Below are 12718 nucleotides of genomic sequence, written 5' to 3'. Positions count from 1 at the left end.
GGACTGGTCGGCCGGTGCGGTGGAGCTGCTCACCGAGGCCCGGCCGTGGCCCGAGGCGGACCGGCCGCGTCGCGCGGGTATTTCCTCCTTCGGGATCAGCGGCACCAACGCCCATGTGATCCTCGAATCCGCGCCCGCGACGGCGGCCGAGGAGCCCGCCGTTCCGGGCGCGGGCCCGGTGCCGTGGCTGCTGTCGGGCCGGACGCCGGCGGCGCTGGGTGCGCAGGCGGAGCGGCTGCGGGAGTTCGTGCTGGGGCGTCCGGAGTCGTCGGTGGCGGATGTGGCGTCCGCGCTGCTGTCGCGGGCGGGTCTGGAGCACCGTGCGGTGCTGCTGGGCGCGGAGCGGGAGGCGCTGCTGGACGGGCTCGCGGTGCTCGGTGGCGAGGGTGTGGTCCGGGGTCGGGTCGTCCCGGGTGATGTGGTGTTCGTGTTCCCGGGTCAGGGTTCGCAGTGGGTCGGTATGGCGTGGGAACTCGCCGAGGCCTCACCGGTGTTCGCGGCGCGGTTGGCCGCGTGTGAGGCGGCGTTGGCGCCGTTCACGGACTGGTCGCTGACCGAGGTGCTGCGTTCGGGCGCGGAGCTGGACCGGGTGGACGTGGTCCAGCCGGTGCTGTGGGCCGTGATGGTGTCGCTGGCCGAGGTCTGGCGGGCGCACGGTGTGGAGCCGTCGGCCGTGATCGGTCACTCGCAGGGCGAGATCGCCGCCGCGGTGGTCGCGGGTGCGCTGTCCGTCGAGGACGGCGCCCGGGTGGTCGCGCTGCGCAGCCGGGCCATCGTCGAACTCGCCGGTGGCGGCGGGATGGTGTCCGTTGCGGCGGGCAGTGCGGTGGTCGAGGAGCTGATCGCGGGCTTCGACGGCCGGATCTCGGTGGCCGCGTACAACGGCCCGTCGTCGACGGTGGTCTCGGGCGAGCCGGACGCGCTGGACGGGCTGATGGCGCTCTGCGAGGAGCGGGAGGTGCGGGCCCGCCGGATCCCGGTGGACTACGCCTCGCACTCCGCCCAGGTCGACCGGCTGCGCGGGCGCATCCTGGACGACCTGGCCGGGATCAGCCCGACCACGTCCGTGGTGCCGCTCTACTCGACGCTGACCGGTACGCCGATCGACACGGCGCGGATGGACGCCGGGTACTGGTTCGACAACCTGCGTTCCCCGGTGCGCTTCGAGGAAGCGACGCGGGCGCTGCTGGCCGGTGGCCGGTCGGTGTTCGTGGAGTGCAGCCCGCACCCGGTGCTGACGGTCGGCGTGCAGGAGACCGCCGACGCGGTCGAGGCCGAGGCGGCCGTGCTGGGCACGCTGCGGCGAGGCCAGGGCGGCCCCGAGCAGGTGCTGCTGGCGCTGGCGGAGGCCTGGACCGCGGGTGCGCCCGTCGACTTCACCGCGCTGCTGCCCGCCGACCGTCGGATCGAGCTGCCGACCTACGCCTTCCAGCGCGAGCACTACTGGCTGGAGGCGGCCGCCGTGGCGGCCGAGGGCGACCCGACCGAGGCCCGGTTCTGGGACGCCGTCGAGCGCGGGGACCTGGCCGAGCTGTCGGAGTCCCTGGAGCTGGACGAGGACGGCGCGCTGCGCTCGCTGCTGCCGGTGCTGTCCTCGTGGCGGCAGCGGCGTCGGGTGGATTCGGTGGTGGACTCCTGGCGGTACCGGGTGACGTGGAAGCCGTTGGCCGGTTCGGCAGAGGGGCGGCTGTCCGGTCGTTGGCTGCTGGTGACGGGTGCGGGTGCGGGTGCGGGTGCTGGTGTGTCGGTGGAGGGCGTGGAGAGCGCGCTGCTGGCCGCCGGTGCGGAGGTCGTTCCGCTGGCCGTCGACGGCGCCGGCCGGGAGGAACTGGCGGACCGGATGCGCGAGTTGAACGCCGGTGGCGAGTTCGCGGGAGTGGTCTCGCTGCTCGCCGTCGAGGAGCCGCAGGACGAGGGCACCCCGGTGTCGACCGGTGCGCCGGCCACCCTGGCGCTGTTGCGGGCGCTCGGTGACGCGGGCGTGCGCGCCAAGCTGTGGTCGGTGACGTCCGGTGCGGTGTCGGTGGGCCGGGCGGACCGGTTGGTGAGTCCGTGGCAGGCGCAGGTGTGGGGTCTTGGCCGGGTGGCGGCGCTGGAGCTGCCGGATGTGTGGGGCGGGTTGGTCGATCTTCCGTCGGTGGTGGACGAGCGGGTCGGTCGTCGGCTGGTGGCGGTGCTGGGCGGTGCCGAGGACCAGGTGGCGGTGCGCTCCTCGGGCGTCTACGGCCGCAGGTTCGTCCGGGCCGTCCAGCCGACCGGCCGGGCCGGTGCGTGGACGCCGTCCGGGACGGTGCTGGTGACCGGTGGGCTGGGGGCGCTGGGTGCGTCGGTGGCTCGTTGGCTGGCCGGGCGTGGTGTGCCGCATCTGGTGCTGACCGGTCGTCGTGGTGTCGAGACGCCGGGCGCCGTGGAGCTGGTGGCGGAGCTGACGGGCCTGGGTGCCCGGGTGACGGTGGCTGCCTGTGATGTGGCGGACCGTGACGCGGTGGTGTCCCTGCTGGCGGGGATTCCGGCCGAGCTGCCGCTGAGCGGTGTGGTGCACACCGCGGGTGTGGTGGACGACGGAATGCTGGACGCGCAGTCGGCGGAGCGCTTCGAGACGGTCTTCGCGGGCAAGGTCGGCGGGCTGCTGCACCTGGACGAGTTGACGGCCGGGCTGGAGTTGGACCTGTTCGTGGTGTTCTCCTCGCTGGCGGGCACTCTGGGCAGTGCCGGGCAGGGCAACTACGCGGCGGCGAACGCCTTCCTGGACGCGTGGATCCAGCGGCGCCGCGACCGCGGCCTCGCCGGACTCTCGATCGCCTGGGGCGCCTGGGCGCAGGACGGCCTCGCCACCGGCGAGGTGGTCGTCGAGCGGCTGCGGCGCGGCGGCGTGCTGCCGATGGACCCGGAACTCGCGATCCAGGCCCTGGCCAGGGCCGTCGACCACGACGAGACCGAGGTCAGCGTCGCCGACATCGACTGGCCGCAGTTCCTCGGCGGCTTCACCGGCTCCCGTCCGAGCACCCTGCTCGCGGACCTGCCGGAAGCCGCGGCGCGGCCCGCGCCCGCCGGGGCGGAGGCCCCCGTGCCGATGGGCTCCGAGCTGGCCTCGGCGCCGGCCGGCCGGCGCCGCCAGCTGCTGCTCGACCTCGTCCGGGCCCAGGCCGCGTCCGTGCTCGGCCACGCCTCGGTCGACGCGGTGGCGCCCGCCCGGGCCTTCCGGGAGCTGGGCTTCGACTCGCTGACCGCCGTCGAACTGCGCAACCGGCTCGGCGCCGAGACCGCGCTGCGGCTGCCGACGACGCTCGTGTTCGACCACCCGACGCCCACCCGGCTCGCCGATCACCTGCTCGGCCTGATGCTCGGTGACCGGGCCGTGCTGACCGAGGCGATGGCGCCCGCACCGGCCGGGACCGACGAGCCGATCGTGATCGTCGGCATGAGCTGCCGCTTCCCCGGCGACGTCGGCACGCCCGCCGAACTGTGGCAGCTGCTGACCGACGGCGCGGACGGCGTCGGCCCGTTCCCGACCGACCGCGGCTGGGACCTCGACCGCGACGCCGGGACGTACGCGCCCGAGGGCGGCTTCCTCCGGCACGCCACCGACTTCGACGCGAGCCTGTTCGGCATCTCGCCGCGTGAGGCCCTCGCGATGGACCCCCAGCAGCGGCTGCTGCTGGAGGCGTCCTGGGAGGCCTTCGAATCGGCGGGCACCGACCCGCTGTCCGTCCACGGCGCCCCCGTCGGCGTCTTCGTCGGCACCAACGGCCAGGACTACGGCACCCTGCTCGCCGCCTCCGACGAGGAGGTCGAGGGGCACGTGCTGACCGGCAACGCCGCGTCGGTGCTCTCCGGCCGGGTCGCGTACGCGTTCGGGCTGGAGGGCCCGGCGCTGACCGTGGACACGGCCTGCTCCGCCTCGCTGGTCGCCCTGCACCTCGCGGCCCAGGCGCTGCGCCGGGGCGAGTGCGAACTGGCGCTGGCCGGCGGTGTCACCGTGATGTCCACCAACACCGCCTTCGCCGAGTTCGCCCGGCAAGGCGGCCTGGCCTCGGACGGCCGCTGCAAGGCCTTCTCGGCCGAGGCGGACGGCACCGGCTGGTCGGAGGGCGTCGGCGTGCTGGTGCTGGAGCGGCTGTCGGACGCGCGGCGCCACGGGCACGAGGTGCTGGCGGTGGTGCGCGGCAGCGCGGTCAACCAGGACGGCGCGTCCAACGGCCTCACCGCCCCGAACGGCCCGTCGCAGGAGCGGGTGATCCGCCAGGCGCTGGCGAGTGCCGGGCTGTCGGCCGCCGAGGTCGACGCCGTCGAGGCGCACGGCACCGGCACCAAGCTGGGCGACCCGATCGAGGCCCAGGCGCTGCTGGCCACCTACGGGCAGGAGCGGGCCGGTGAGCCGCTCTGGCTCGGCGCGATCAAGTCGAACATCGGGCACACCCAGGCCGCGGCCGGTGTGGCGGGTGTGATCAAGATGGTGCAGGCGCTGCGGCACGGCGTGCTCCCGGCGACGTTGCACGCGGAGCAGCGGACCTCCGAGGTCGACTGGTCGGCGGGCGCGGTGGAACTGCTCACCGAGTCCCGCCCCTGGCCCGAGCTGGACCGGCCGCGCCGCGCGGGCGTCTCCTCCTTCGGCATCAGCGGCACCAACGCCCACGTCATCCTGGAGGCCGCGCCCGCGGTGGCGGCCGAGGAGCCGGTGGCCGTCGAGGGTGTGCTGCCGTGGCCGGTGTCGGGGCGGACCGCCTCCGCACTGGCGGCGCAGGCCGGGCGACTGGCCGGATTCCTCGCGGCCGAACCGGAGTTCGCTCCGGCGGAGGTGGCCGCGGGGCTGCTGTCCCGGGCCGCGCTGGACCACCGCGCGGTGGTGTTCGGCGGCGACCGGGACGAGCTGCGCTCCGGTGTCGCCGCGCTGGCGGCGGGCGAGCCCTCGGCCCTGGTGGTCTCGGGCGTCCCGGCGCAGGGGGGTACGGCGCAGGGGGGTACGGCCTTCCTGTTCACCGGTCAGGGCGCGCAGCGGGCCGGGATGGGGGCCGGGCTGTACGCGCGGTTCCCGGTGTTCGCGGCGGCCTTCGACGCGGTCTGCGCGGAGTTCGACCTGCTGCTGGACCGGCCGGTGAAGGACGTGGTGTTCGAGGGCGTCGAGGATCTGGACCGGACGGTGTGGGCGCAGGCCGGGCTGTTCGCGGTCGAGGTCGCCTCGTTCCGGTTGCTCGAATCCTGGGGCGTGACGGCCGACTTCCTCCTCGGGCACTCGATCGGCGAGATCGCCGCCGCCCACGTCGCCGGGGTGTTCTCGCTCGCCGACGCGTGCGCCCTGGTGGCGGCGCGCGGCCGGCTGATGGACGCGCTGCCGAGCGGCGGGGCGATGCTGGCGGTGCAGGCCACCGAGGCCGAGGTCCGCGACGCGATCGGCGGTCGGCTGGATGTCGCGGCCGTCAACGGCCCGACCGCGCTGGTGGTTTCGGGTCCGGCCAAGGTGGTCGAGGAGTTCGCGGCCCGCTGGAAGGCCGAGGGTCGCAAGACCAGCCGTCTGACGGTCTCGCACGCCTTCCACTCGGCCCTGATGGAGCCGATGCTCGAAGAATTCGCCGCCGTGCTGGCGGAGTTGACCTACGCGGAGCCGCAGCTGCCGATCGTCTCCGACCTGACCGGCGAACTCGCCGGGCCCGGGCTGATGTCCACCCCGTCCTACTGGGTGCGGCAGGTCCGCGAGGCCGTCCGCTTCGCCGACGGCGTCGAGGCGCTGTACGGCCGGGGCGTCACCCGCTTCGTGGAGCTCGGCCCGGACGGCGTGCTGACCGCGCTGGCCGGCCGGATGCTCCCCGACGCGGTCTGCGCGCCGTTGCTGCGCAAGGACCGGGACGACGCCGACACGGCACTGCGGGCGCTCGCCACGCTGTGGACGGCCGGGGCGGAGATCGACTGGTCCGGGCTGCTGCCCGCCGGCCGCCGGACCGAGCTGCCGACCTACGCCTTCCAGCGGGAGCGCTACTGGCCGAAGGCCGCGCCCGGAACGGCCGTCGTGGCCGACCCGGACGAGGCGCGCTTCTGGCAGGCCGTGGAGCGCCAGGACCTCGGCGAACTCGCCGCGGCCCTGGACATCGACCGGGCGCCCGAGGAGTTGGGCTCCGTCCTGCCGGTGCTGTCCTCGTGGCGGCAGCGGCGTCGGGTGGATTCGGTGGTGGACTCGTGGCGGTACCGGGTGACGTGGAAGCCGTTGGCCGGTTCGGCGGAGGGGCGGCTGTCCGGTCGTTGGCTGCTGGTGACGGGTGCGGGTGCGGGTGCGGGTGCTGGTGCGGGTGCGTCGGTGGAGGGCGTGGAGAGCGCGCTGCTGGCCGCCGGTGCGGAGGTCGTTCCGCTGGCCGTCGACGGCGCCGGCCGGGAGGAACTGGCCGACCGGATGCGCGAGTTGAACGCCGGGGGCGGGCTGGCGGGTGTGGTCTCGCTCCTCGCCACCGACGCCGAGCCGCACGCCGAGCCGCATGCCGGGGGCTCGCTGCTCCCGGCCGGGGTGGCAGCGACGCTGACCCTGCTGCACGCCCTCGCCGACTCCGGTGTCCGGGCCAAGCTGTGGTCGGTGACGTCCGGTGCGGTGTCGGTGGGCCGGGCGGACCGGTTGGTGAGCCCGTGGCAGGCGCAGGTGTGGGGTCTTGGCCGGGTGGCGGCGCTGGAGCTGCCGGATGTGTGGGGCGGGTTGGTCGATCTTCCGTCGGTGGTGGACGAGCGGGTCGGTCGTCGGCTGGTGGCGGTGCTGGGCGGTGGTGAGGACCAGGTGGCGGTGCGCTCCTCGGGCGTCTACGGCCGCAGGTTCGTCCGGGCCGTCCAGCCGACCGGCCGGGTCGACGGGTGGGCGCCGTCCGGGACGGTGCTGGTGACCGGTGGGCTGGGGGCGCTGGGTGCGTCGGTGGCTCGTTGGCTGGCCGGGCGTGGTGTGCCGCATCTGGTGCTGACCGGTCGTCGTGGTGTCGAGACGCCGGGCGCGGGCGAGTTGGTGGCGGAGCTGACGGCCCTGGGTGCCCGGGTGACGGTCGCTGCCTGTGATGTGGCGGACCGTGACGCGCTGGCGTCGCTGCTGGCGGGGATCCCCGCCGAGCTGCCGCTGAGCGGTGTGGTGCACACCGCGGGTGTGGTGGACGACGGCGTGCTGGACGCGCAGTCGGCGGAGCGTTTCGCGACGGTCTTCGCGGGCAAGGTCGGCGGGCTGCTGCACCTGGACGAGTTGACGGCCGGGCTGGACCTTGACCTGTTCGTGGTGTTCTCCTCGCTGGCGGGGACGCTGGGCAGTGCCGGGCAGGGCAACTACGCGGCGGCGAACGCCTTCCTGGACGCGTGGATCCAGCGGCGCCGCGACCGCGGCCTCGCCGGACTCTCGATCGCCTGGGGCGCCTGGGCGGAGCAGGGCATGGCCACCGAGGACGTGGTGGCCGACCGGGTCCGGCGCGCCGGACTGACGCCGATGGACGCACGACTGGCGATGGAGGCGATGGCCAGGGCCGTCGACCACGGCGAGGACCTCGTGGCGATCGCCGACGTCGACTGGGCGCGGATGCTGCCCGCCTTCGCCGGGGCCAGGACCAGCCCGCTGCTGGCCGAGCTGCCCGAAGCGGCCCGGACCGACCGGGCCGACCGGGCCGACGACGTCGGGGCGGAAGCGACCGGGGCGCGGGGGCTCGCGGAGCTGCCCCCCGCCCAGCGCGACCGGGCGCTGCTGGACCTGATCCGCAGCTGCGCGGCCGCGGTGCTGGGGCACGCGTCGAGCGCGAGCGTCGAACCGGGCCGGGCCTTCCGCGACATCGGCTTCGACTCGCTGACCGCGGTGGCCTTCCGCAACCTGATCGGTGCCCGCACCGGCCTCCGGCTGCCGGCCACCCTGGTCTTCGACCACCCGACGCCGATCGCCCTGGGCGAGTTCCTGCTCGCCGAGCTGTACGGTGCGGCCGACCCGGTGCCGGCGCCGGACACCGCGTCCGTCGCCGCCGAGGACGAGCCGATCGCGATCGTCGGCATGGCCTGCCGGTTCCCGGGCGGCGCCCGGACGCCGGAGGCCCTGTGGGCGCTGCTCTCCGGCAGCGGGGACGCGATGACCGGCTTCCCCGTCGACCGCGGGTGGGACCTCGCCGACCGGTCGGGCTCGTACGCGGCCGTCGGCGGCTTCCTCGACGGCGTCGCGGAGTTCGACGCCACGCTGTTCGGCATCTCGCCGCGCGAGGCCCTCGCGATGGACCCCCAGCAGCGGCTGCTGCTGGAGACGGTCTGGGAGACCTTCGAGTCCGCCGGAATGGACCCGCGGTCCGCGCGGGGCCGGTCCGTGGGCGTCTTCGCGGGCACCAACGGCCAGGATTACCCGACGCTGCTCGCCGCCGCCGAGGACAAGGTCGAGGGGCACGTCGCCACCGGCAACGCGGCGGCGGTGCTCTCCGGCCGGGTGGCGTACGCGTTCGGGCTGGAGGGACCGGCGCTGACCGTGGACACGGCCTGCTCCGCCTCGCTGGTCGCCCTGCACCTCGCGGCGCAGGCGCTGCGCCGGGGCGAGTGCGAACTGGCGCTGGCCGGCGGTGTCACCGTGATGTCCACGCCGGGCGTGTTCAGCGAGTTCGACCGCCAGGGCGGCCTGGCCGCCGACGGCCGCTGCAAGGCCTTCGCGGCGGACGCGGACGGTACGGGCTGGGGCGAGGGCGTCGGCGTCCTGCTGGTCGAGCGGCTCTCGGACGCGCGCCGCAACGGGCACCGGGTGCTGGCGGTGGTGCGGGGGAGCGCGGTCAACCAGGACGGCGCCTCCAACGGCCTCACCGCCCCGAACGGCCCCGCCCAGCAGCGGGTGATCCGCCAGGCGCTCGCCAACGCCGGGCTGTCGGCCGCGGACGTGGACGCCGTCGAGGCGCACGGCACCGGCACCAAGCTCGGCGACCCGATCGAGGCCCAGGCGCTGCTGGCCACCTACGGCCGGGAGCGTGCGGGCGAGCCGCTCTGGCTCGGCTCGATCAAGTCCAACATCGGCCACACCCAGGCGGCAGCCGGTGTGGCGGGTGTGATCAAGATGGTGCAGGCGCTGCGGCACGGCGTGCTGCCGGCCACCCTGCACGTTGGTGAGCCGTCGCCCCAGGTCGACTGGTCGGCGGGCGCGGTGGAACTGCTCACCGAGGCGCGCCCCTGGCCCGAGCTGGACCGGCCGCGCCGGGCGGGCGTCTCCTCCTTCGGCATCAGCGGCACCAACGCCCACATCATCCTGGAGTCCGCCCCGGCGGACCCGGTGGAGTCGGCGGAAGCGGTGGAGCCCCCGGCCGCCGTTCCGGCGGGCGGTCTGCCCTGGCTGCTCTCCGGGCAGAGCGCCGAATCGCTGCGGGCCCAGGCACAGCGGCTCACCGCGCACCTGGACGCCGAACCCGGCCACGACCCGGTGGACGCGGCCTGGTCGCTGGCGACCGGACGGGCCGGGCTGGCGCACCGCGCCGTCGTGCTCGGCGCCGACCGGGAAGCGCTGCGCTCCGGCGCCGGGGCCCTCGCCTCGGCGGCCTTCTCGGCGGACGTGGTCACCGGCACCGTGCGGGAGGGCCGCCTGGCCTTCCTGTTCACCGGCCAGGGCGCCCAGCGCGCAGGCATGGGCCGGGAGTTGTACGACGCGCAGCCGGTTTTCGCGGCGGCCTTCGACGCGGTCTGCGCGGAGTTCGACCTGCTGCTGGACCGGCCGGTGAAGGATGTGGTGTTCGAGGGCGCCGAGGATCTGGACCGTACGGTGTGGGCTCAGGCCGGCCTGTTCGCGGTCGAGGTCGCCTCGTACCGGCTGCTCGAATCCTGGGGTGTGGCACCGGAGTTCCTGCTCGGCCACTCGATCGGTGAGATCGCGGCCGCCCACGTCGCCGGGGTGTTCTCGCTCGCCGACGCGTGCGCCCTGGTGGCGGCGCGCGGCCGGCTGATGGACGCGCTGCCGAGCGGCGGGGCGATGCTGGCGGTGCAGGCCACCGAGGCCGAGGTCCGCGACGCGATCGGCGGTCGACTGGATGTCGCGGCCGTCAACGGCCCGACCGCGCTGGTGGTTTCGGGTCCGGCCGAGGTGGTCGAGGAGTTCGCGGCCCGCTGGAAGGCCGAGGGTCGCAAGACCAGCCGTCTGACGGTCTCGCACGCCTTCCACTCGGCCCTGATGGAGCCGATGCTCGGCGAATTCGCCTCCGTACTCGGCGGGTTGACCTTCGCCGAGCCGCGCATCCCGGTCGTCTCCAACCTGACCGGCGGGATCGCCGAACCCGGACTGCTCACCACCCCCGACTACTGGCTGCGGCAGGTCCGCGAAGCCGTCCGCTTCGCCGACGGCGTCGACACCCTGCACCGCGAGGGCGTCACCCGCTTCGTGGAGCTCGGCCCGGACGGCGTGCTCTGCGCGCTGGCCCAGCAGTCCGTCTCCGAGGCCGTGTTCGCCCCCGTGATGCGGCGCGACCGGAACGAGGCCGGGACGGCGCTGCACGCGCTGGCCCGGCTCTGGACGGCCGGCGCCGAGGTGGACTGGCCGGCGGTCCTGCCGCGCGGCCGACGGGTCGACCTGCCGACGTACGCCTTCCACCACGAGCGGTTCTGGCCGACCCCGGCGCCCGCGCCGCTGCCGTCCGGGGACGCCGTGGAGTCCCGGTTCTGGGAGGCCGTCGAGCGCGAGGACCTGGCCGAACTGGCGGGCACGCTGCGCCTCGGCGAGCGGTCCGAGGTGCTCGGCGAGATCCTGCCCGCGCTCTCCTCCTGGCGCCGGCTGCGCCGCCGGGACTCGGTGCTCGACAGCTGGCGCTACGAGGTCACCTGGAAGCCGGTCCCGGCGCCGGTCGCCGAGCCCGAACTGGACGGGAGCTGGCTGGTGCTGGTCCTCGACGGGACCGACCGGGACCTGGCCGAGGGCGTGCGCACGGCGATCCGCTCCGCCGGGGCGCGCACCGTCGACCTCGTACTGGACCCGGCGGACCTCGACCGGGCCGCTCTCGCGGCCCGCCTCCTGGCCGCGGTCGAGGGCGTGCCCGACGTGGCCGGCGCGGTGCTGCTGGCCGCCGCCCACGACGGCCCGGACGCCGACCGCGCCGTGTCGCCGGCCGTGGCCGCCACCCTGGTGACGGTGCAGGCGCTCGGCGACGCCAACCTGAAGACGCCGCTGTGGACGCTCACCCGCGGCGCCGTCCGGACCGGCCCCGGCGACCTGCTCGCCGACCCGGCGCAGGCGCAGGTGTGGGGCCTCGGCCGGGTCGCCGCGCTGGAGCACCCGCAGCGCTGGGGCGGCCTGGTCGACCTGCCGGAGACCGTGGACGCGGCGGCCGGCCGGACCCTGGCCGGCGTGCTGGGCGGCACACCGGGCGAGGACCAGGTCGCGGTGCGCGGCGCGGGCGAGGCCCTCGTCCGGCGCCTCGTCCGGGTCGACGCCACCGACGGTACGGCGGAGCCCTCGTGGGCGCCGTCCGGTCCCGGCACGGTGCTGGTCACCGGCGGAACCGGCGCGCTGGGCGCGGTGGTCGCCCGCTGGCTCGCCGAGTCCGGCGTCACCCGGCTGCTGCTGACCGGCCGCCGCGGCCCGGAGGCGCCCGGCGCCGCCGAACTCGTCGCCGAACTCGCCGAACTGGGCGCCGAGGCGACCGTCGCGGCCTGCGACGCCGCCGACCGCGAGGCGCTGGCGGCGGTGCTGGCGCAGGTCCCGTCCGAGGCCCCGCTGATCGGCGTGGTGCACGCGGCCGGGGTCCTGGACGACGGCACGCTCGACGCCCTCACCCCGGAGCGGTTCGCCACCGTCCTGGCGGCGAAGGCGTCCGGCCTGGTGCACCTGGACGAACTCACCGGTGACCTGGACTTCTTCGTGGCGTTCTCCTCGCTGGCCGGCACCGTCGGCAGCGCCGGACAGGGCAACTACGCCGCGGCGAACGCCTTCCTGGACGCCTGGATGGAGCACCGGCACGACCGGGGCCTGCCCGGCGTGTCGGTGGCCTGGGGCCCGTGGGCGCAGGACGGAATGGCCACCGGTCAGGTCGTGACGGACCGGCTGCGCCGCAGCGGGGTCCCGGCGATGGACCCGCGTTCGGCGGTCCGGGCCCTGGCCCGGGCGATCGGCGGGGACCGGCCGAACCTGGTGGTCGCGGACATCGACTGGCCCACCTTCGCGCCCCGGTTCGCCGGGACGCGGCCGAACCCGCTGATGCGCGACCTGGCGGAGTTCGCGGCGCTGGTCCCGTCGGCGGCCGAGGCGGTCGTCCTCGACGGCTCCGCCGGGCTGCGCCGGGAACTGGCGGCGCTGCCCGCCCCGCAGCGGCAGCGGATGCTGCTCGACCTGGTCCGCGCCCGCGCCGCCGCGGTCCTCGGCCGCGACAGCGCCGAGGCCGTCGCACCGGACCAGGCGTTCCGCTCGATCGGGTTCGACTCGCTGATCGCGGTGGAGTTCCGCAACCTGCTGCACCACGAGACCGGTCTCAACCTGCCGGCCACGCTGGTGTTCGACCACCCGACGCCCACCGCGCTCGGCGCCCACCTCGGCAGCCTGCTGCTGCCCGAGGAGGCCGACCGGACGGTCGACGTAGTGGCGGACCTGGACCGGCTGGAGGCCAGGCTGCTGCGGCTCGACGCCGACGAGCGGGAACGGGCGGACGTCGCCGCCCGGCTCCAGGGCCTGCTGGCCCGCCTGGCGGGCACGGGCGAGACGCAATCGGACGACGCGCTGGACGACGCCAGCGCCGATGAGGTCCTCGACCTCATCCGGAAGGAATTCGGGGGCCCGGCTTGA

At 75.6% G+C, this 12718-nt stretch carries 1 protein-coding gene (running past one end of the window); it reads left to right on the top strand.

Annotated features, from left to right (window positions below):
- Positions 1 to 12718, top strand: partial view of a type I polyketide synthase gene (locus ACGFSC_RS17130; RefSeq protein ID WP_359903828.1) — the 3' portion only. Its footprint begins 25070 nt before the window's first position; only the last 12718 of its 37788 coding nucleotides appear in the window; the start codon falls outside the window, past its left edge; its stop codon occupies positions 12716 to 12718.

Source organism: Kitasatospora sp. NPDC048715 (genome assembly GCF_043198905.1).
Lineage (GTDB): Bacteria > Actinomycetota > Actinomycetes > Streptomycetales > Streptomycetaceae > Kitasatospora > Kitasatospora lactacystinica.
This window is presented reverse-complemented; position numbering and strand designations above follow the sequence as displayed.